Origin of the sequence: Serratia sp. szju (assembly GCF_044594185.1) — a bacterium.
GTDB lineage: Bacteria > Pseudomonadota > Gammaproteobacteria > Enterobacterales > Enterobacteriaceae > Serratia > Serratia bockelmannii.
The window spans coordinates 1891435-1910527 of record NZ_CP172576.1; the positions used below are offsets into that span (position 1 = coordinate 1891435).

At 58.6% G+C, this 19093-nt stretch carries 22 protein-coding genes; 8 read left to right on the forward strand and 14 right to left on the reverse strand.

Going from position 1 to position 19093, the window contains the following annotated elements:
* Window positions 1-43 precede the first annotated feature (43 nt).
* Window positions 44-1960 (forward strand): BglG family transcription antiterminator, encoded by a 1917-nt coding sequence (locus tag RE418_RS08905; RefSeq protein ID WP_399676082.1) that lies wholly within the window; start codon window positions 44-46, stop codon window positions 1958-1960.
* A gap of 4 nt (window positions 1961-1964) precedes the next feature.
* On the opposite strand, the gene RE418_RS08910 is transcribed toward RE418_RS08905, so the two are convergent.
* From RE418_RS08910 to RE418_RS08970, 13 genes are all read right to left on the reverse strand, one after another.
* Complete coding sequence (locus tag RE418_RS08910; RefSeq protein ID WP_049208318.1) at window positions 1965-2387, reverse strand: type II toxin-antitoxin system HigA family antitoxin; 423 nt, start codon at window positions 2385-2387, stop codon at window positions 1965-1967.
* Entirely contained in the window at window positions 2384-2695 is a 312-nt protein-coding gene (locus tag RE418_RS08915) for a type II toxin-antitoxin system HigB family toxin (RefSeq protein ID WP_004937033.1), read from the reverse strand. The genes RE418_RS08910 and RE418_RS08915 overlap by 4 nt, the downstream gene beginning before the upstream one ends.
* A gap of 294 nt (window positions 2696-2989) precedes the next feature.
* On the reverse strand, window positions 2990-3262 hold the full coding sequence (gene npr, locus RE418_RS08920) for a PTS phosphocarrier protein NPr (RefSeq protein WP_043141958.1): 273 nt from the start codon (window positions 3260-3262) through the stop codon (window positions 2990-2992).
* Window positions 3259-4113, reverse strand: coding sequence for an RNase adapter RapZ (gene rapZ / locus RE418_RS08925; RefSeq protein WP_015379177.1), 855 nt, complete (start codon window positions 4111-4113; stop codon window positions 3259-3261). The genes npr and rapZ overlap by 4 nt, the downstream gene beginning before the upstream one ends.
* A 129-nt stretch (window positions 4114-4242) precedes the next feature.
* A complete protein-coding gene (gene ptsN, locus RE418_RS08930) occupies window positions 4243-4704 on the reverse strand; it encodes a PTS IIA-like nitrogen regulatory protein PtsN (RefSeq protein WP_016930212.1) in 462 nt (153 codons plus the stop codon).
* Between the two features lie 155 nt (window positions 4705-4859).
* The gene (hpf, locus tag RE418_RS08935) at window positions 4860-5147 is read right to left on the reverse strand and encodes a ribosome hibernation promoting factor (protein WP_004937038.1); all 288 of its coding nucleotides are present in this window, start codon (window positions 5145-5147) and stop codon (window positions 4860-4862) included.
* Between the two features lie 23 nt (window positions 5148-5170).
* Window positions 5171-6604, reverse strand: coding sequence for an RNA polymerase factor sigma-54 (rpoN, locus tag RE418_RS08940; protein WP_043141961.1), 1434 nt, complete (start codon window positions 6602-6604; stop codon window positions 5171-5173).
* Between the two features lie 52 nt (window positions 6605-6656).
* On the reverse strand, window positions 6657-7382 hold the full coding sequence (gene lptB / locus RE418_RS08945) for an LPS export ABC transporter ATP-binding protein (RefSeq protein ID WP_004937040.1): 726 nt from the start codon (window positions 7380-7382) through the stop codon (window positions 6657-6659).
* A 6-nt stretch (window positions 7383-7388) separates the two neighbouring features.
* Complete coding sequence (lptA, locus tag RE418_RS08950) at window positions 7389-7928, reverse strand: lipopolysaccharide ABC transporter substrate-binding protein LptA (protein WP_025304377.1); 540 nt, start codon at window positions 7926-7928, stop codon at window positions 7389-7391.
* Window positions 7897-8475, reverse strand: a complete 579-nt coding sequence (gene lptC / locus RE418_RS08955; protein ID WP_004937047.1) for an LPS export ABC transporter periplasmic protein LptC — start codon at window positions 8473-8475, stop codon at window positions 7897-7899. Before lptC ends, lptA begins: the two co-directional genes overlap by 32 nt.
* Window positions 8472-9026 (reverse strand): 3-deoxy-manno-octulosonate-8-phosphatase KdsC, encoded by a 555-nt coding sequence (gene kdsC, locus RE418_RS08960; RefSeq protein WP_021505108.1) that lies wholly within the window; start codon window positions 9024-9026, stop codon window positions 8472-8474. The genes lptC and kdsC overlap by 4 nt, the downstream gene beginning before the upstream one ends.
* A gap of 17 nt (window positions 9027-9043) precedes the next feature.
* On the reverse strand, window positions 9044-10030 hold the full coding sequence (kdsD, locus tag RE418_RS08965) for an arabinose-5-phosphate isomerase KdsD (protein ID WP_089181373.1): 987 nt from the start codon (window positions 10028-10030) through the stop codon (window positions 9044-9046).
* A 16-nt stretch (window positions 10031-10046) separates the two neighbouring features.
* Window positions 10047-11024, reverse strand: coding sequence for a calcium/sodium antiporter (locus tag RE418_RS08970; protein ID WP_033644493.1), 978 nt, complete (start codon window positions 11022-11024; stop codon window positions 10047-10049).
* Between the two features lie 303 nt (window positions 11025-11327).
* Between RE418_RS08970 and mlaF the strand changes: the two genes are divergently transcribed.
* The 7 genes from mlaF (at window position 11328) to murA (ending at window position 16139) form a co-directional block, all read left to right on the forward strand.
* On the forward strand, window positions 11328-12143 hold the full coding sequence (gene mlaF / locus RE418_RS08975) for a phospholipid ABC transporter ATP-binding protein MlaF (protein ID WP_043141965.1): 816 nt from the start codon (window positions 11328-11330) through the stop codon (window positions 12141-12143).
* A 4-nt stretch (window positions 12144-12147) separates the two neighbouring features.
* Window positions 12148-12930, forward strand: a complete 783-nt coding sequence (mlaE, locus tag RE418_RS08980) for a lipid asymmetry maintenance ABC transporter permease subunit MlaE (protein ID WP_004937059.1) — start codon at window positions 12148-12150, stop codon at window positions 12928-12930.
* A 4-nt stretch (window positions 12931-12934) separates the two neighbouring features.
* Window positions 12935-13483: an outer membrane lipid asymmetry maintenance protein MlaD gene (gene mlaD, locus RE418_RS08985; RefSeq protein WP_089181372.1), complete on the forward strand. Its 549-nt coding sequence runs from the start codon at window positions 12935-12937 to the stop codon at window positions 13481-13483.
* A gap of 14 nt (window positions 13484-13497) precedes the next feature.
* Window positions 13498-14127 carry a phospholipid-binding protein MlaC gene (mlaC, locus tag RE418_RS08990; RefSeq protein ID WP_025304372.1) on the forward strand — a complete coding sequence of 210 codons (630 nt, stop codon included), beginning with the start codon at window positions 13498-13500 and terminating at the stop codon, window positions 14125-14127.
* Window positions 14127-14429, forward strand: a complete 303-nt coding sequence (gene mlaB, locus RE418_RS08995; RefSeq protein ID WP_025304371.1) for a lipid asymmetry maintenance protein MlaB — start codon at window positions 14127-14129, stop codon at window positions 14427-14429. The genes mlaC and mlaB overlap by 1 nt, the downstream gene beginning before the upstream one ends.
* A gap of 140 nt (window positions 14430-14569) precedes the next feature.
* Window positions 14570-14824, forward strand: a complete 255-nt coding sequence (ibaG, locus tag RE418_RS09000; protein ID WP_025304370.1) for a BolA family iron metabolism protein IbaG — start codon at window positions 14570-14572, stop codon at window positions 14822-14824.
* Window positions 14825-14879: 55 nt separating this feature from the next.
* A complete protein-coding gene (gene murA / locus RE418_RS09005; protein WP_004937068.1) occupies window positions 14880-16139 on the forward strand; it encodes a UDP-N-acetylglucosamine 1-carboxyvinyltransferase in 1260 nt (419 codons plus the stop codon).
* 85 nt (window positions 16140-16224) lie between these two features.
* On the opposite strand, the gene RE418_RS09010 is transcribed toward murA, so the two are convergent.
* Window positions 16225-19086 (reverse strand): GLUG motif-containing protein, encoded by a 2862-nt coding sequence (locus RE418_RS09010; RefSeq protein WP_089181371.1) that lies wholly within the window; start codon window positions 19084-19086, stop codon window positions 16225-16227.
* Window positions 19087-19093: the final 7 nt, after the last annotated feature.

The following is a 19093-nucleotide window of genomic DNA, read 5'->3' on the forward strand; positions in this document are numbered from 1 at the left end:
CCGCCCGGTTCGCCGGGTGGGCCGCCTGATTGACGGATACAGAATGGTGCGATTTCCTTACCCGCGTTTGGCTTACTTGTTCGATGCTTTGCAAACCGAGACTTTGCCGCAGGATGAGCTGGCGAAGCGTTTCGCCGTGTCCACCCGCACGGTGCGGGCGGATATCACCGCGCTGAACGAGATCCTGGACAAGTACGGCGCGCGTTTCGTGCATAGCCGTGGGGCCGGCTATCGCCTGCAGGTCGATAACGCCGCGCTGTTCAGCGCCCTGCAGCATCAGGAGCGCCGCAAGCATGCTACCCCGCGCAGCGCGCAAGAGCGGGTGCATTATCTGCTGGTGCGTTTTTTGACCTCAGCCTTCTCCCTTAAACTGGAAGATCTGGCCGACGAATGGTTCGTCAGCCGCGGTACGTTGCAAAACGACATGGCTGAGGTGAGGGAACGTCTGGCGCACTATCAATTGACGATCGAAACCAAACCGCGCTACGGCATGAAGCTGTTCGGCGCCGAGATGGCGATCCGCGCCTGCCTCACCGATCTGCTGTTCCAGCTGCAGCTGGCCGATGCCGAGAACCCGCTGCTCAACAACGAGATCCTGCTGCAGCCGCAGGTAGCGGCGTTCGCCGGATTGCTGCATCCGCTGTTGTCGCAATATGCCATTCGCCTGACCGATGAGGGCGAACAGTACCTGATTTTCTACTGCGCGGTGGCGCTGCGGCGCATCAACGACGGCTATCCGCTGCCGGACTTCGAGGTGGAGGACGGCGACGACGCGGTGCGCCAGGTGTCGACCCGCCTGGCGGCGGAGCTGCGTGCGGCCTCCGGCAAAGAGATCTCGATGGCCGAAGAGGCCTATCTGCGGGTCAACATCGCCGCGCGCCGCGTGCAGGACGTGCAACCGACCGAGATCAATGCCGACGATGAAGAAGCGTTGGTGGACTACATCCTGTCCTACATCAACGCACACTATAACTACAACCTGCAGGGCGACGAGCAGCTGCGGGCCGACCTGCTCACCCATATCAAGACCATGATTACGCGGGTGAAATACCAGATCAATATCCCCAATCCGCTGTTGGCCAATATCAAGCAGCACTATCCGATGGCTTACGACGTGACGCTGGCGGCGGTCTCCAGCTGGGGCAAATACACCCCCTATACCCTGAGTGAGAACGAGATAGGCTATCTGGTGTTACATATTGGCGTGGGGCTGGAGCGGCATTACAACATCGGTTATGAACGCCACCCGCAGGTGATGCTGGTGTGCGATACCGGCAACTCAACGGTGCGGATGATCCAGGCGCAGATTGCGCGCAAGTACCCGCAGCTGGTGATGACGCGCATCGTCTCGCTGCGCGATTACGAGATGCTTGCGCGCATCGACGAAGACTTCGTGATTTCCAACGCCCGCATCGGCGAAAAGAACAAGCCGGTGGTGGTAATGTCGCCGTTCCCGACCGATTATCAGCTGGAGCAACTGGGCAAGCTGGTGCTGGTGGATCGCACCAAACCGTACATGCTGGAGAAGTTTTTCGACGCCGAGCATTTCATGGTGCTCAACGAGCCGCTGACGCAGGCGGAGCTGTTCAGCCGGGTGTGCGGCCAGCTGGAGCAGGAAGGGTACGTCGGCGCGGACTTTTATCCGTCGCTGGTCGAACGTGAGGCGATCGTCTCCACGCTGCTGGGTGAAGGCATCGCGCTGCCGCACTCGCTGGGGCTGCTGGCGAAAAAGACCGTGGTAGTGACGCTGCTGGCGCCGCAGGGGGTCGCCTGGGGGGAAGGTGAGATCGCGCACGTGATTTTCCTGCTGGCGATCAGCAAGAGCGACTATGAAGAGGCGATGGCGATCTACGAGCTGTTCGTCACCTTCGTGCGTGAACGCTCAATGAGCCGCCTGCTGGGCAGCGACAGCTTCGACAGCTTCAAAGCGGTGGCGCTGGACTGCCTGAGCCGGAGTTGAGGGGCTAATCCGCTTCCGGCAGGAACAGGGCCGGGGGCAGATTGAAACGTTTGGCCAGCGCCATAATGTGCGGAATGGTCAGCGATCTTTTGCCGTTCAGGATTTGGTTAACCAACGACTTTTTACCGATCTCATGTTCAAAATCACTTTGGCTGAGTTGGTGCTGTTCCATCAATACGCGAAGCGCGGCCACCCCCTGCGGGAGTTGGGCGATACGCTGGTTGAATGCAGTAAATTCGGCACTGTTGTCTTCATATTCGGCGATTTTTTTTGCCAACATGTCAATCAGCGGATGGTGTTCATCGTTTTCCAGCAGATATTCCACCAATTCGAGCGCTTCTCGGTAGTCTTGCTGAGCGTGGCTGCCCTGCAATAAGGGTACGGCGCGCAGTAGCGCATCGGCCGCCTTAATGGCATCTGTAATCATGACGAACTCCTTCGATAGTGCTGCATCAGCTTGTCGTATTCGGCGTGGCTAACGATATGCTTTATGAAGACTTTCTGTGTCTCGAAGCTGGCAAAGAACAAGATCCGTAGGTGGTTGCCGCCGACGTCAATGACCCACCATTTCTCTTTGTATTTCATACGATCGAGCGAAGGAAAAAGCGCTTTTAACTCGTCCGGCGTGCGGAACTCGCCCCGTCGCAACGCTTTATAAATGGCCTCGAGAGCAGTGGCTTCATTGGGATATTGCTTCGTTGCGTTATTGAACGGTTCCCTGGAAATGATATGCATCGTTCCTTCGATTCCTACCCGGTGAACATTATAGCGACTGTCGGTGAAGTTCACAAATTGTAAACTTTTCGTTGTCCCGCCAGCAAAGCGTGGGGAAACTCCCGCCAGTTGTCTGTTTTTGCGTTACACACTATTGCGATTACCGCGGTGGGGGTAAATCCATGACGTGAATTTACAGGCGGTTACGGCTGATTCTGGAAGCGGATTCGCAAAGTGAGAAACGGGAGGGCTACGTTATGGGTGGGGCGGAGGCAACACATGCGCCGAGGCGACGCATGGGGAGAGTCTCAGCGACTAATCTTCATCAAACCCGGAGTTGAACAGCTCGACCACCGCCGTCAGCGCGTTGACTTCGTCGGGGCCGGTCGCTTCGACTTCGATATGCCGGCCCTGGGCGGAGTCCAGCATCAGCAGTGCGATGACGCTGCTGGCTTCAGCCTCGGTGCCGCTTTCGTTGCGCAGCATCACTTCGGCGTCGAAGCTTTGCACCAACTCGAACAGTTTCATCGCCGGGCGTGCGTGCATGCCCAGCTTGTTTTTGATTTCAACCGTCTGTTTGACCGTCATTGTTTACGCTTTTCCAGCGTGCGGTGGCGCGACTGCACGTTCTTGCCGCGCGAGCGAAAGTAATCGGCCAGCTGTTCCGCCACGTACACCGAGCGGTGTTTACCGCCGGTACAGCCGATGGCGACCGTCAGGTAGCTGCGGTTGTTGGTTTCCAGCATCGGCAGCCATTGTTCCAGGTAGCTGCGGGTCTGGTAGATGAAGTTGTGCACTTCGGTATGGCGATCGAGGAACGACGCCACCGGCTTGTCCAGACCGGTCATCGGCCGCAGCTTCGGATCCCAGTGCGGGTTCGGCAGGAAGCGCACGTCGAACACGTAGTCGGCGTCGATCGGAATACCGTGCTTGAAGCCGAAGGATTCGAACACCATCGTCAGTTCGCGCTCGCGCTTGCCGAGCAGGCGGGTGCGCAGCATTTCGGCCAGTTCGTGCACCGACATTTCCGAGGTGTCGATAATCAGGTCGGCCCGGGAGCGCAGCGGTTCGAGGAGATCGCTCTCTTCGTCAATGGCGCTTTCTAGCGACAGGTTTTTGCTGGAGAGCGGGTGCAGGCGGCGGGTGTCGCTGTAACGGCGGATCAGCGTGTTGCGATCGGCGTCGAGAAACAGCAGCTGCGGCGAGAAGCTGTCCGGCAGTTGAGTCATCGCGTATTCGAACACTTCCGGCGATTCCGGCATGTTGCGCACGTCGATGCTGACCGCCGCGGAGATATTGCGTTCCGCCAGCGTATTGGCGAGCTGCGGCAGCAGAACCACCGGCAGGTTGTCAACGCAGTAAAAACCCATGTCTTCCAGCGCCCGCAAGGCGACGGATTTTCCGGAACCGGAACGGCCGCTGACAATCATCAGCACCATGTGGCAACTCCCCTGGCATCGCGGCGGCGTTCATCGCCACCGGTGTAAACTTTGTTATTCCGGCCGAGGCCGGATCCATCATCGTGAAACAGTAACGTTATCCGGGCTGGAAGTCACGCCGACCGGGTATCACTCGGTGATGATTTGGTAAAGTTCTTCGTCGCTTTGCGCGGCGCGCAGGCGGCGGCATACGGTTTTGTCGGCCAGGCGTTTGGCGACCAGCGACAGGGTATGCAAATGGGTTTTGCACTGATCGGCAGGCACCAGCAGCGCGAACAGCAGGTCGACCGGCTGGTTGTCGATAGCGTCGAAAGCGATGGGTTGGTCGAGACGGATAAACACGCCAACGGCCCGCAGTGTGTCCTCTTCCAGTTTGCCGTGGGGAATGGCGATACCGTTGCCGATACCGGTGCTGCCCATGCGTTCCCGGGTGAGAACCGCGTCAAACACCACCTGCGAAGGCAGATTGAGCTGTTTGGCGGCCAGTTCGCTGATAATTTCCAAAGCCCGCTTCTTGCTGGTGCAGTGTACCGAGCTTTTGGTGCACTCGATGTTTAACACCGAGCTTAATTGCATATATTCGTTGTTCATCTCATCTTCACTTAAAACCGCGCCGCCGGGCGCACCCGGCAAGGCGGTTTTTCGTCGGTTTTAACCCTGATTACCGTTCGGCGCGTCACCCATGCGGGTCACGCGCCGAAGGGCGAGGCTGCGACGGAGGCAACCTCACGGAATGGGTTAGGGTGTCAGTGTTGCTTCAATTTGTCTTTATGTTTGTTCAATTGACGTGCCAATTTATCGATCAGCGTATCAATTGCGGCATACATATTCTCGTCTTCCGAGGTGGCGTGCAACTCGCCTCCATTCACGTGCACCGTTGCTTCCGCAATTTGCTGCACTTTTTCCACACTTAATACAACATACACCTGATTGATGCGATCAAAATACTGTTCGAGTTTGGCGAACTTGTTGTTCACGAACTCGCGCAACGGATCGGTGATTTCGATGTGGTGTCCGGTAATGTTGAGCTGCATAGTGTCTTCCTTCTCAATAGAGGTCAAACCAACTGTTTACGCTGGTTCGACGGCGGGATGGACAAAGACTCTCGGTACTTGGCGACGGTGCGCCGGGCCACGATGATCCCCTGATCGGCGAGCAGGGTGGCCAGCTTGCTGTCGCTGAGTGGTTTGGCGGGGTTTTCCGCCGCAATCAATTTCTTCACCAACGCGCGGATCGCCGTCGAGGAGGCTTCGCCGCCGCTGTCGGTATTCACGTGGCTGGAGAAGAAATATTTCAATTCGAAAATGCCGCGCGGGCTGTGCAGAAACTTCTGCGTGGTAACGCGCGAGATCGTCGATTCATGCATCTCCACGGCCTGGGCGATATCCGCCAGCACCATGGGTTTCATAAACTCTTCGCCTTGCTCGAAGAACGCCTGCTGCTGGCTGACGATGCAGCGGGTGACCTTCAGCAGCGTTTCGTTGCGGCTCTCCAGGCTTTTAATCAACCACTTGGCTTCCTGCAGGTTGCTGCGGATAAACTGGCCGTCGGCTTCGCTGCGGGCGCTGTTGCCCAGCGCGGCGTACTGCTGATTGATCTTCAAACGCGGCACGCTGTCGCCGTTGAGCTCGACCGTCCATTTGTTCTGCGTCTTGCGTACCAGCACGTCCGGAATCACATATTCCGATTCGCCGGTATTGATCGACTGCCCCGGGCGCGGATCGAGCGACTGAATCAGCAGCATCGCTTCTTTCAGTGTATCTTCTTTTAGCCGGGTTGATCGCATCAGGCTGCGAAAGTCGTGGTTGGCCAACAGATCCAGATGCTCGCTGATGATCAGCCGCGCTTCGGCCAGATAAGGCGTATCTTTGGCGTATTGGGAGAGCTGCACCAGCAGGCAATCGCGCAGATCGCGCGCGGCGACGCCGATCGGATCAAAACGCTGCACGCGCTTCAGCACCGCCTCGACTTCCTCGAGGGTCACGTTCTCGTCGCCCAGGCTTTCCAGAATGTCTTCCAGCGGGACGGTGAGATAGCCGGTGTCATCCACCGCGTCGACGATGGAAGTGGCGATGGCGGCGTCGGTATCGGAGAACGGCGTCAGATCCACCTGCCACATCAGATAATCCTGCAGCGTTTGGGTGGTTTCGCCCTGATAGACCGGCAGCTCGTCGTCGCTGTAGTCGGTGCCGGTGCCGGACGGTGTGCCGGCGGTGTAGATCTCATCCCAGGTGGCGTCCAGCGGCAGCTCTTCCGGCATGTCTTTCTGTTCCAGCGCCTCGCGGGTATCGAGCCCCTCGGTCTCCTGGGTTTCTTTGGCGTCGATTTCGTCGTGCAGATCGGTCTGTTCAAGCAGCGGATTGCTCTCCAGCGCCAGCTGGATCTCTTGCTGAAGCTCAAGCGTGGACAACTGCAGCAGGCGGATCGCCTGCTGGAGCTGAGGTGTCATGGCCAGCTGTTGGCTGAGCCTGAGTTGCAAACCTTGCTTCATAGTTTTCTGTCTACTTCCGTTAACGGTGTCGCCCCGCAGGGCGCGCCGGCGCTTAGAGGCGGAACTCTTCGCCCAGATAAACGCGTTTAACCTGCTCGTCGGCCAGAATAGCATCCGGCGTGCCGTGGGCAATCAGTTTGCCCTGGCTGACGATGTAGGCGCGTTCACACACGTCCAGCGTCTCGCGCACGTTGTGGTCGGTGATCAGCACGCCCAGGCCGCTGTCACGCAGGTGCTCGATGATTTTCTTGATATCGATAACGGAAATCGGATCCACCCCGGCAAAGGGTTCGTCCAGCAGAATGAATTTCGGGTTGGCCGCCAGCGCGCGGGCGATTTCGACGCGGCGGCGTTCGCCGCCGGACAGCGCCTGGCCGAGGCTGTCGCGCAGATGGGAGATATGGAACTCTTCCATCAGCTCTTTGGCGCGGTCTTCGCGCTGTTCGCTGGTGAGATCGGGACGGATCTCCAGCACCGCCATCAGGTTGTCGTACACGCTCAGGCGGCGGAAGATCGACGCTTCCTGCGGCAGATAGCCGATGCCGCGGCGCGCGCGGGCGTGCAGCGGCAGCAGGCTGATGTCTTCTTCGTCGATCACGATGCGCCCGGCGTCGCGCGGCACGATGCCGACCACCATGTAGAAGGTGGTGGTTTTACCGGCGCCGTTCGGCCCGAGCAGGCCGACGATCTCGCCGGATTTCACTTTCAGGCTGACGTCTTCGACAACTTTACGGCCCTTGTAGGCTTTCGCCAGGTTTTCTGCGATGAGTGTTGCCATAAGTGATTAGTTACTCTTTTTTTGCCCGTTTTTGTCTTGCAACTGCGACGGTACCAGAACCGTTGTCACGCGTTTGCCTTTGTCGCTAAACGCCTGCATTTGCTGCTGTTGCACCAGATAGGTGATGCGATCGCCTTTCACGTTGCTGTCGAGCTGCTCCAGATAGGCGTTGCCCGTCAGGGTCACCAGCTGGGTCGCCACGTCGTAGCGCACTTTTTGCGCGTGGCCTTTGACCGGCTTGCCGCTGTCCTGCATCTGGTAGAAGGTTACCGGGTTGCCGAACGCTTCAATATAGGTCTTATTCTGATCTCCGCCCGGGCGGGTGACGACCACCTTGTCGGCGCGAATATCGATGGTGCCCTGTTTGATCACCACGTTGTCAGTGAAGGTGCTGACGTTGCTTTGCATGTCCAACGACTGCTTGAGCGAGTCGATGCTGACCGGCTGGCTGGAGTCGGATTTCAGCGCCAGAGCGGGGGCGCTGGCGGCCAAAACTAAGCTGCCGAGCAACAGGTTACGGAGTTGGTTTTTGGTTCTGAATTTCATAGTTGGTCTTAACCTTATCAATCAGCTCAGCGGTTTTGGTCCGCAGGTTCCCACGCATTTTCATGCCGTTAGAGGTAAAATTGGTCCCGTAAAGCGTGACTTCGTCATCGGAGGTGACGTCCTGGGTGACCAGGTTTACCTGAGCGTTGTCCGTCTTAATTTTTTCCAGCTGCGAGGTGGTGGTCAGGCTGTTCACCTCGACGTGACCATACAGATACAGCATCCGGTCTTTAGTCAGTTTGGCGCGATCGGCGCGAACTGACCAGGTGGCCACCGCATTCTCATCGAACAGCGTCATCACCGGCTGGGTGAACCAGCTCAGCTCGCCGGCGGTGTAATACTTCGCGTCTTCCGCCACCAGTTTATAATTCAGCTTGCCGGCTGGGTTGTACACCACGGTGACCGTGTGCTGGCTCTGGTAAGTCGGATCCTGATCGTTGACCGGGCCTGGGGCCGTGTCGTCGCTGAAGTCCGTCATGTTCCAGCCGATCAGCGCCAGAACGATCACCGTCAACAGGATGGTGATCCACAGTTTGGTTTTACTCATATCGACAGCCCTTTGGCGTCCTCCAGCTTATTTTGAGCCAAAAGAATGATGTCGCACAGTTCGCGTACCGCACCGCGGCCGCCGGCAATGCGGGTGACGTAGTGGGCGCGCGGCGTCAGCAGCGGGTGGGCGTCCGCCACCGCGACCGCCAGGCCGACCTGCGCCATCACCGGCCAGTCGATCAGGTCATCGCCGATATAGGCGACCTGATCCGCCGTTAACGACAGTTTATCCAACAGTTCACGGAAGGCCAAAAGCTTATCGGACTGCCCCTGATACAGATGGGTGATACCGAGCGTTTGCGCACGGTCTTCCAGCAGCTTGGCGGAGCGTCCGGTAATGATCGCCACCTCGATGTCCGAGGTTTTCAAGCAGCGGATGCCGTAGCCATCGCGCACGTTGAACGCCTTCAGTTCTTCACCGTTGTTGCCCATGAAGATCAGGCCGTCCGACAGCACGCCGTCAACGTCGCAAATCAACAGGCGGATGTTACCGGCACGCGCCATAACCTCTTGTTCTACCGGCCCGTAGCAGGTTTCTACCATACCCATTCCGTTCTATTCCTTAATTAAACGACGCCGGCGCGCAGCATGTCATGCATATGTACCACACCCAGCAGTTGGTCGCCATCGGCAACCAGCAGCGCGGTGATGTGGCGTTGTTGCATCAGGTTCAATGCATCGACCGCCAGGATGTTGGGGCGCACCCGCACGCCGCCCGGCGTCATGACATCGGCGATCTTCGCCTCGTGCAGGTTGATGCCCATGTCGAACACCCGGCGCAGGTCGCCGTCGGTGAAGATGCCGGCGATTTTCATCAGGTCGTCGCAGACAACCGTCAGGCCCAGATTTTTGCGGGTGATTTCCAGCAGCGCGTCGCGCAACGAGGCGTCGGCGCTGACGCGGGGCATTTCGTCGCCGCTGTGCATGATATCGCTAACCCGCAGCAGCAGTTTGCGGCCGAGTGCGCCGCCCGGATGCGACAGCGCGAAATCTTCCGGCGTGAAACCGCGCGCCTTCAGCAGCGCGACGGCCAGCGCATCGCCCATCACCAGCGTGGCGGTGGTGCTGGTCGTCGGCGCCAGCCCCAGCGGGCAGGCCTCCTGCGGCACCTTGATGCACAGGTGGATATCCGCTGCTTTGCCCATCGAACTTTCCGGATTGTTGGTCATGCAGATGAGGGTGATCTGTTGGCGTTTCAACACCGGGATCAGCGCCAGGATCTCACTGGACTCGCCAGAGTTGGAGATGGCGAGCACGATGTCCTGCGGGGTGACCATGCCCAAATCGCCATGGCTGGCTTCCGCCGGGTGAACGAAGAATGAGGGGGTGCCGGTGCTGGCGAAGGTCGCGGCGATCTTGCAGCCGATATGGCCGGATTTGCCCATGCCCATCACCACCACTTTGCCGCCGCAGGCGGCGATCGTTTCGCAGGCGCGAGTGAAGTCTGCGTTAATGTAGCTGTCGAGCTGAGCCAGCCCTTCACGCTCTATCTGAAGCACTTCTTTGCCGGCCTGTTGAAAATCGAAGCCCGGTTGCAACTCAATGTTCGACATACTCATTCCCGTCGGTTTAGCCGAAAGTACTGAAAGGGTTAAAGAACAGCACCGCAAGATACGCAATAAAGCCGCATAATAACAGCGCGCCGGCCAGGTGGCCGATGCGATGTTTGCGGCCGATGCACAGCACGCTCAGCAGCACGCTGGCCGCCAGCATCACCCAGTAATCGCGCTGGAAGGCGGCGGCATCCACGCTGCCCGGCGACAGCAGGGCGGGTACGCCCAGCACGATCACCGTGTTGAAAATATTGGAGCCGATGATATTGCCAATCGCCATATCATCCTCGCCCTTCAGCGCCCCGGCGATGGAGGTGGCCAGTTCGGGCAGGCTGGTGCCGATGGCGATAATGGTCAAACCGACCACCAGTTCGCTCAGGCCGAAATAGTGTGCAATCACCGTCGCATTATCGACCACCATTCTGGAAGAGAGCGGCAGAATGATAAACGCCAGCACCAGCCACAGCACCGCCACGGTATTGCTGCTGTCCTGCGGCAGTTCGGCGATCTGCTCCATGGTCAGGCTGTCACTGCCCTCGCGCTGCGCCAGCCGCGCGATTTTCAGCATCAACAAGATGAAGCCGGCGGCGGCGGTCAGCAGCAGCACGCCGTCCAGCCTGCTCAGGGTACCGTCCATCAACACGAAACCGCACAATACTGTGACCGCTAACATCAGCGGCAGTTCGCGCCGCAGTATCTCGGAGCGCGCGGCCAGCGGGTGAATCAGCGCCGCCACCCCCAGGATCAATAAGATGTTGGTGATGTTGGACCCTAATACGTTGCCAACGGCCATATCTATCTGCCCGTTCAACGCGGCGGTGGTGGACACGATCAGCTCCGGCAGCGACGTGCCGATGCCGACGATGGTCATGCCGATGATCAACGGCGGTACGCCGAGCGAGCGGGAAATCACGGCAGCACCATAAACTAAGCGGTCTGCACCATACACCAGTAGAAATAAACCAACGATTAATAATGCTATCGCGAGAAACATGCAGGGTCCTTTGTCGGGTATTATCCCGGTTCGTTGGTTAAAGCCGTCAATGCGGCGGTATTGCTTGCCCTCCGTTGCGCGCGTTTGAGCCGCAGCAACGGTTTTTCCCGGCTAATTGTTGAACAGTTTCGTTTTTTTTCGTTATGGCGCCAATTTTGACCGGGTGGCGCGGAAAAGTAAAACCAATGGCACCATTGGTTGCGAAATGGCAGTAAGTTTTTGTAAAGATGAGACGGATTGCGCCCATTGCTTTAACATCACGGGTAGATTCAGCAAAAGATGAGTCGTAAAGGGTCCATTAACATGCTCCAAAAGGCAGATAATTTGGTCGAAGTGCGCGACATGAGCTTCTCGCGCGGCGACCGACGGATATTTGAAGACATCAACCTGACGGTGCCTCGCGGTAAGGTCACGGCGATCATGGGGCCATCGGGCATCGGCAAAACCACGCTGCTGCGCCTGATAGGCGGCCAGCTGGCGCCGGACAGCGGGGAGATTTGGTTCGACGGCGACAACATTCCCGCGTTGTCCCGCCGTCAGTTATACGACGCGCGCAAAAAGATGAGCATGCTGTTCCAGTCGGGCGCGCTGTTTACCGATTTGACCGTATTCGAAAACGTGGCTTACCCGCTGCGCGAGCACAGCAACCTGCCGGAGCCTTTGTTGCGCAGCACGGTGCTGATGAAGCTGGAAGCCGTGGGGCTGCGCGGCGCGGCTCAGCTGATGCCCAATGAGCTTTCCGGCGGTATGGCGCGCCGGGCGGCGTTGGCGCGTGCGATCGCGCTGGACCCGGAAATGATCATGTTCGACGAACCTTTCGTTGGCCAGGATCCGATCACCATGGGGGTGCTGGTCAAGCTGATCGACGAGCTGAACCATGCGCTGGGCATTACCTGCATCGTGGTGTCGCACGACGTACCGGAGGTGCTGAGCATCGCTGACTACGCTTACATCGTGGCCGATCACCGGGTGATCGCTGAAGGCACCACGCAGCAATTGCAGAACAATCCTGATGCGCGCGTGCGCCAGTTCCTGGATGGTATAGCGGATGGGCCGGTGCCGTTCCGCTATCCGGCCGGGGATTATCAGGCCGAACTGCTAGGCTTAGGGAGTAAATAAGCTCATGTTATTAAGAGCGTTAGCGTCGTTGGGGCGCAGTGGCATCAACACCAGCGCCAGCTTCGGCCGCGCCGGGTTGATGCTGTTCAACGCGTTGATTGGCCGGCCGGAACCCGGCAAGCAGTGGCCGCTGTTGTTGAAACAGCTCTACAGCGTCGGCGTGCAGTCGCTGCTGATCATCATGGTTTCCGGGCTGTTTATCGGCATGGTGCTGGGCCTGCAGGGCTATATCGTGCTCACCACCTACAGCGCCGAGGCCAGCCTCGGCATGATGGTGGCGCTGTCGCTGCTGCGCGAACTGGGGCCGGTGGTCACGGCGCTGCTGTTCGCCGGCCGCGCCGGTTCCGCGCTCACGGCGGAAATCGGCCTGATGAAGGCGACGGAGCAGATCTCCAGCCTGGAAATGATGGCGGTCGATCCGCTGCGGCGCATCGTGGCGCCGCGCTTCTGGGCGGGGCTGATCAGCATGCCGCTGTTGACCATCATTTTCGTGGCGATCGGCATTTGGGGCGGCTCGGTGGTCGGCGTGGACTGGAAAGGCATCGACAGCGGCTTCTTCTGGTCGGCGATGCAGGGCGCCGTGGAGTGGAAAAAAGATCTGCTCAACTGCCTGATCAAGAGCGTGGTATTCGCCATTACCGTAACCTGGATTGCCATTTTCAACGGGTACGACGCCGTGCCTACCTCTGAAGGGATTAGCCGGGCGACGACGCGTACCGTGGTGCATTCGTCACTGGCGGTGTTGGGATTGGATTTCGTGCTGACAGCACTGATGTTTGGGAATTGATTCGATGCAAACGAAGAAGAGTGAAATCTGGGTTGGGGCATTTATGCTGATCGCGCTGTGCGCCATCGTGTTTATCTGCCTGCAGGTGGCGAACCTTAAATCGATCGGCAGCGAGCCGACCTACCGCATTTACGCAACGTTCGACAACATCGGCGGCCTGAAACCGCGTTCGCCGGTGAAGATTGGCGGCGTGGTGATCGGCCGCGTGGCTTACATCGAACTCGATTCGAAAACCTACACGCCGCGCGTGGCGCTGGATATCCAGAAAAAGTACGACCAAATCCCAGATACCAGCTCGCTGGCGATCCGCACCTCCGGCCTGCTGGGCGAGCAATACCTGGCGCTTAACGTGGGCTTTGAAGATCCTGAGATGGGTACCACCATCCTGAAAGACGGGGGTACCATTCAGGACACCAAATCAGCCATGGTTCTGGAAGACCTGATCGGCCAGTTCCTGTATAAAAGCGGCGGTCAGGACAGCGCCAAATCGGGAGACGCGGCCGCTGAGCCGGCTGCCGGCGCCGCACCGCAACCCGCTGTTCCAAATCATTAAGAGAGGATACCTGCATGTTTAAACGTTTACTGATGGTGGCTCTGCTGGTGGTTGCACCGCTGGCGAGCGCAGCCGACCAAACCAATCCTTACAGCATGATGCAAGACGCGGCGCAGAAGACTTTCAGCCGTTTGAAGAACGAACAGCCGAAGATCAAGCAGGACCCGAACTACCTGCGTGCCATCGTGCATCAGGAACTGATGCCGTTCGTGCAGGTGAAATACGCCGGCGCGCTGGTGCTGGGGCGTTATTACAAAGAGGCAACGCCTGCGCAGCGCGAAGCTTACTTCACCGCCTTCCAGGCTTACCTGGAGCAGGCTTACGGCCAGGCGCTGGCGATGTATCACGGCCAGACTTACCAGATCGCGCCTGAACAACCGCTGGGCAATGCCGACATCGTGGCTATTCGCGTCACCATCATCGACAACGGCGGCCGTCCGCCGGTGCGTCTGGATTTCCAATGGCGCAAGAACAGCAAAACCGGCTACTGGCAGGCGTATGACATGATCGCCGAAGGCGTCAGCATGATCACCACCAAGCAGAACGAGTGGGCGTCTACGCTGCGTACTCAGGGCATCGACGGCCTGACCAAACAGCTGCAGGCCGCCGCCGCGCAGCCTATCACGCTGGACAAGAAAAACTGATGTCGGCAGCGCTCAGCTTCGAATCAGAGCAGCAGACGCTGATCCTGCGCGGTGAACTGGATCGGGAAACGCTGCAGCCGCTGTGGCGGCAGCGCGACGCGCTGATGGCGGATAAAACCGCGATCGACGTGGCGCAACTGCAGCGCGTGGACTCCGCCGGGCTGGCGCTGTTGCTGCATCTGCAGGAAGAGCAGCGCCAACGCGGCGTAGCGCTGAAAATTTTCGGCGCCACCGAGCGCCTGAAAACGCTGATCGCGCTCTACAACCTGCAGGCGATAATGCCTGTCGATACCGTCGGTTAGCGGCGTTTTACGCCGCCATTGCGTGGTAAAACGATACAAAGCCCCTGTTATGCAGGGGCTTTTTCTTTAGTTTAAGAAAACATCGTATTCCACTAAGATACTAGGCTGTTTATGATCCTTTAGCGGCAGAACTGGATACTATGGAAACCAACGAGATTAAAGACGTGCTGATGCAGGCATTGGCACTGGATGAAGCACATGTGACGGGCGACGGCAGCCATTTTCAAGCGATCGTGGTCGGTGAACTGTTCGCCGGCATGAGCCGCGTCAAAAAACAGCAGACGGTTTACGCACCGCTGATGGAATACATTGCTGACAACCGCATTCATGCCTTGTCTATCAAGGCGTACACCCCTGAAGAGTGGCAGCGAGACCGCAAACTCAACGGATTTTAAGGCTGTTTGCCCTGCTGGGCGGGCAGCTTCAGATTAGATAACAGAGAGTAGTCAGATGGATAAATTTCGTGTGCAGGGTCGGACACGCCTGAGCGGTGAAGTGTCTATTTCCGGGGCCAAAAACGCCGCCCTGCCGATCCTGTTCGCCGCCCTGTTGGCGGAAGAGCCGGTCGAGCTGCAGAATGTCCCTAAGCTGAAGGACATCGACACCACCATTAAACTACTCAACCAGTTGGGTACCAAGATTGAGCGTAACGGTTCGGTCTTCGTGGACGCCAGCGGCGTGAACGAGTTCTGCGCCCCTTACGATCTGGTGAAAACCATGCGCGCTTCCATCTGGGCGCTGGGGCCGCTGGTGGCGCGCTTCGGCCGCGGTCAGGTTTCCCTGCCGGGGGGCTGCGCGATCGGCGCGCGTCCGGTCGATCTGCACATCACCGGCCTGGAGCAACTGGGTGCCGAGATCAAGCTGGAAGAAGGCTACGTTAAGGCGTCCGTCGAGGGCCGTCTGAAGGGCGCGCACATCGTCATGGACAAGGTGAGCGTGGGCGCGACCGTAACCATCATGAGCGCCGCGACTCTGGCGACCGGCACCACCGTTATCGAGAACGCCGCACGTGAGCCGGAAATTGTCGATACCGCCAACTTCCTCAATACGCTGGGCGCGAAGATCAGCGGCGCCGGTAGCGACAAGATCACCATCGAAGGCGTCGAGCGTCTGGGCGGCGGCGTGTATCGCGTGCTGCCTGACCGCATCGAGACCGGGACCTTCCTGATCGCCGCCGCGGTTTCCGGTGGCAAAGTGATGTGCCGCAACACCCGCCCGGATACGCTGGATGCGGTGCTGGCCAAGCTGCGCGAAGCCGGTGCCGATATCGAAGTGGGTGAAGACTGGATCAGCCTGGACATGCACGGTAAACGCCCGAAAGCGGTCACCGTGCGCACCGCGCCGCACCCGGGCTTCCCGACCGACATGCAGGCCCAGTTCAGCCTGTTGAACCTGGTGGCGGAAGGCACCGGCGTTATCACCGAGACCATCTTCGAAAACCGCTTCATGCACGTGCCGGAATTGATCCGCATGGGCGCACACGCGGAAATCGAGAGCAATACCGTGATCTGCCATGGCGTTGAGCAGCTGTCCGGCGCTCAGGTGATGGCGACCGATCTGCGCGCTTCCGCTAGCCTGGTGATCGCCGGCTGTATCGCCGACGGCGTGACCGTCGTCGATCGCATCTATCACATCGATCGCGGCTATGAGCGTATTGAAGACAAGCTGCGCGCGCTGGGTGCGAACATCGAGCGTGTGAAAGGCGAGTAAGGTGGTTGAATAGCGGCTGCTAAGCAAAAAAACGGCTTCTAAAATTAGAAGCCGTTTTTGCTATTGCTGCATGTTGCGAGCGATATTACCAGGTGTCAGGCGAGCCCCGTCCGTACAGCGGTTGGTCAGCAGAGCTGCCGGTGACCGTATTGTTGCTCACGTTACCGCCGATGTTAGCACCGATCAGGCTGCCGACCCATTGATACTCCATCGTTTTTTTCGCGATCGAACCGTTGAAGGTGGAACCGTATAAGTGGCCGACGTTAGCGCCGATCAAACCACCGCGCTGAGAAGGACCGATGCTGTCTACATGGCCGGAGGCCGACGATTTCTTGATGGTGCCACCATTGCGGCCGGCAAGCCCGCCGACTGCGCTGCCCGCCAGACCTGTTACATTGCCGGTAGCGCTGGCCTGCTCAATGCTGCTAGCCACATCATGAATGCCGACCAGACCACCTACGTCGCTATCGCGTCCGCCGCTCACGTCACCCTGCGCTTTTACTTGGGTCAACATTCCTTTGTTGCGCCCCACTAGACCGCCAATCTGACTGTTGTCACCTCCGCTGACTTTCCCGCCAGCAGAAGCGTTGACGGCTTTGCCGGCATCGTTGAGCCCGATCAGCCCGCCGATGTTGGCATTGTTGCCACCGGTAACGGCGTTGGTTGCATGGGCATTTTGCACCCGAGCATTTTTGGCGTTGATGCCGATCAAGCCGCCGAGGTGGCGGCCGTTCTTGTCAACCACATCACCATTGGCACGCACCACGTCCAATTCACCGGCATTTTGACCAATCAGGCCGCCGATGGCGTATGAACCGCTCCCCGTTACCGGACCATTGGCTGTCGCATTGCTGATCTTGCCGGTATTGGTACCGGCCAGACCGCCGATAAGGTTGTTGCGGCCCCCGATGACAGTGGCGTTGGCGATGGCATTGACGATCTTACCGTTATTGGCACCGACCAGCCCGCCGATCTCCGTTTGCTCACCAGACGTAATGACATATCCTTTGCTTGATGAATCCTCGATGCTACCGCTGTTATCGCCGACCAGACCGCCGACCCGGTTGGAAGCGGCATTCGCGAGGCTTGTTACATTGACGTTAGTCTGGCTATCCTGGATGTTGCCCAGGTTGAAGCCAACCAACCCGCCAAGGTTGCTGTTGCTCGCAGTGCCGGTGATGTTGCCGGATACCGAAGAGCCCGCCACTTTACCGAAGTTGATGCCCACCAAGCCGCCGATATCACCTTGGCCGCGGATATTGATATTTGTAGCCTGCACGTTGGAGATAGTACCGAAGTTCAGGCCGGTCAGGCCACCGCTGTAAATCGTGTCGCCAGTAGGGATCAGCGTCAGCGAATCTAGCTTCAGGTTGCTGATGTGCCCTGTGGAGACGCCGAACAGGCCAAGGTAAGCGTTATTGTTATTGGCGACTTCAAGTCCCCGAATCGTATTACCCAACCCTTCGAAACTGCCATTGAAAGACGACTCGCCGGCGATAGCGTTGATGTGCATATTGCCGGTGAGAGAATTCCCTAAGACATAGCGGGCGTTCAGATCTCTATTGATCCCCAGCAGTTGTCCCATGTTTTGCACGACTTGGTACTGGTCGCCATTGATGCTGAACGACGCATCCTTGCCGGCCAGGGTCACAGTGGCGTCTTTGCTCAGGGAATAGCCGGTTTTGTGGTTTAACGCCAGGCCGCCGGTTGTCGAGATCGGCGCGTTGATCTTGATGCCCGCGCGTTCGGCCGTCAGCGCCAGTGTGTTGGCGCTTTGCGAGCGCACCTGCTGAGAAACCGCGACATCGCCTTTGGTGCTGATCAGCTCGACGTTGCTGTTCTCCAGCGTGTGCGACAGCGTTTGAGCATTAACCGTCGCGTTGTCCGCAACGTTGACGTCGGCGGAGGCTAACTGCCAGCTACCGGTCTTGCCATTGGCTGAACGGGTGGTGACTGTTGCATCGGATTGCACCGCTACCCGAGCGCCTTTGGTTTCGATCCGCCCGCCGTTGCCGACGTTGGCCGAGGCATTCAGCGTCCCGGCGACGTTGACGACGCCATTGTCGCCGCCGTCCAGAACGATGCGACCGGCCTGGTTGCGTAAGGTCGTTGCTTCAAGGGTACCCTGATTGTTCACCACGGTTCTCAGTGCGTCGCCGGCGGCTTTGGCGCTCATCAACACCTGGCCGCCATCGGCGCGCAGAACGCCGCCGTTTTGTACCAGCGCATCGAGCGCGGAGCCGTCAATCTGCAGGTTAAGCAACTTATTGCCGTCGAAGTTCAGGGTGACATTGTCGCCTGCGCCCAGCGCGACGGTGCCCATATTTGCCTGGATCACGCCACGGTTATCGACCCGCGCGCCCAGCAGGGCGATGCTGCCGGCTTCAGCGGCCTGAAGACGGCCTTCGTTGACGACCTCTGCCTGTGAACTGCCGGTAAAGCGGTTTTTACCCGCCAGGAAATCGGCGTTACTGATATCGCGAGTGGAGGCTATCAACCCACCGACGTTCACCTGCGCATTCTTACCGAAAATCACGCCGTTCGGGTTGACGATGAACACTTTGCCGTTGGCGTCCAGCCGGCCCTGGATATCGCTACCGTTAACGCCTACGACGCGGTTCAGGGCGACGGAGTTACTGCCTGGCTGATAGAACGTCACGCTTTCGTTACCGCCCACGCTGAAGTTATCCCATTGCGTGATCAGCTTGTCGCTGTGTTGATTGATGGTCATGTTTTGACCATTGCTGCTGATGTCACCCCGGCCGGCCACGATGTTTTGCCCACTCGGCAGGGCGAGAGCCTGCTCCAGTGGCAGCAGACTCAGCAGCGACAGTGCCACCGCTAAACGGCGCTTGCTGCCGCCCTTGCCGCAGCGGCTACAGTGTTCGCTGACCACATTCCAGCACTCCCGAACCGGGTTCCATACCAATGCGTAGACTTTATTCATTATTTAT

Excerpts from the sequence above, each read along its gene's own strand:
- RE418_RS08905 (WP_399676082.1), top strand. The coding sequence starts at position 44 with ATGGTGCGATTTCCTTACCCGCGTTTGGCTTACTTGTTCGATGCTTTG.
- RE418_RS08910 (WP_049208318.1), bottom strand. The coding sequence starts at position 2,387 with ATGATTACAGATGCCATTAAGGCGGCCGATGCGCTACTGCGCGCCGTA.
- RE418_RS08915 (WP_004937033.1), bottom strand. The coding sequence starts at position 2,695 with ATGCATATCATTTCCAGGGAACCGTTCAATAACGCAACGAAGCAATAT.
- npr (WP_043141958.1), bottom strand. The coding sequence starts at position 3,262 with ATGACGGTCAAACAGACGGTTGAAATCAAAAACAAGCTGGGCATGCAC.
- rapZ (WP_015379177.1), bottom strand. The coding sequence starts at position 4,113 with ATGGTGCTGATGATTGTCAGCGGCCGTTCCGGTTCCGGAAAATCCGTC.
- ptsN (WP_016930212.1), bottom strand. The coding sequence starts at position 4,704 with ATGAACAACGAATATATGCAATTAAGCTCGGTGTTAAACATCGAGTGC.
- hpf (WP_004937038.1), bottom strand. The coding sequence starts at position 5,147 with ATGCAGCTCAACATTACCGGACACCACATCGAAATCACCGATCCGTTG.
- rpoN (WP_043141961.1), bottom strand. The coding sequence starts at position 6,604 with ATGAAGCAAGGTTTGCAACTCAGGCTCAGCCAACAGCTGGCCATGACA.
- lptB (WP_004937040.1), bottom strand. The coding sequence starts at position 7,382 with ATGGCAACACTCATCGCAGAAAACCTGGCGAAAGCCTACAAGGGCCGT.
- lptA (WP_025304377.1), bottom strand. The coding sequence starts at position 7,928 with ATGAAATTCAGAACCAAAAACCAACTCCGTAACCTGTTGCTCGGCAGC.
- lptC (WP_004937047.1), bottom strand. The coding sequence starts at position 8,475 with ATGAGTAAAACCAAACTGTGGATCACCATCCTGTTGACGGTGATCGTT.
- kdsC (WP_021505108.1), bottom strand. The coding sequence starts at position 9,026 with ATGGGTATGGTAGAAACCTGCTACGGGCCGGTAGAACAAGAGGTTATG.
- kdsD (WP_089181373.1), bottom strand. The coding sequence starts at position 10,030 with ATGTCGAACATTGAGTTGCAACCGGGCTTCGATTTTCAACAGGCCGGC.
- RE418_RS08970 (WP_033644493.1), bottom strand. The coding sequence starts at position 11,024 with ATGTTTCTCGCGATAGCATTATTAATCGTTGGTTTATTTCTACTGGTG.
- mlaF (WP_043141965.1), top strand. The coding sequence starts at position 11,328 with ATGCTCCAAAAGGCAGATAATTTGGTCGAAGTGCGCGACATGAGCTTC.
- mlaE (WP_004937059.1), top strand. The coding sequence starts at position 12,148 with ATGTTATTAAGAGCGTTAGCGTCGTTGGGGCGCAGTGGCATCAACACC.
- mlaD (WP_089181372.1), top strand. The coding sequence starts at position 12,935 with ATGCAAACGAAGAAGAGTGAAATCTGGGTTGGGGCATTTATGCTGATC.
- mlaC (WP_025304372.1), top strand. The coding sequence starts at position 13,498 with ATGTTTAAACGTTTACTGATGGTGGCTCTGCTGGTGGTTGCACCGCTG.
- mlaB (WP_025304371.1), top strand. The coding sequence starts at position 14,127 with ATGTCGGCAGCGCTCAGCTTCGAATCAGAGCAGCAGACGCTGATCCTG.
- ibaG (WP_025304370.1), top strand. The coding sequence starts at position 14,570 with ATGGAAACCAACGAGATTAAAGACGTGCTGATGCAGGCATTGGCACTG.
- murA (WP_004937068.1), top strand. The coding sequence starts at position 14,880 with ATGGATAAATTTCGTGTGCAGGGTCGGACACGCCTGAGCGGTGAAGTG.
- RE418_RS09010 (WP_089181371.1), bottom strand. The coding sequence starts at position 19,086 with ATGAATAAAGTCTACGCATTGGTATGGAACCCGGTTCGGGAGTGCTGG.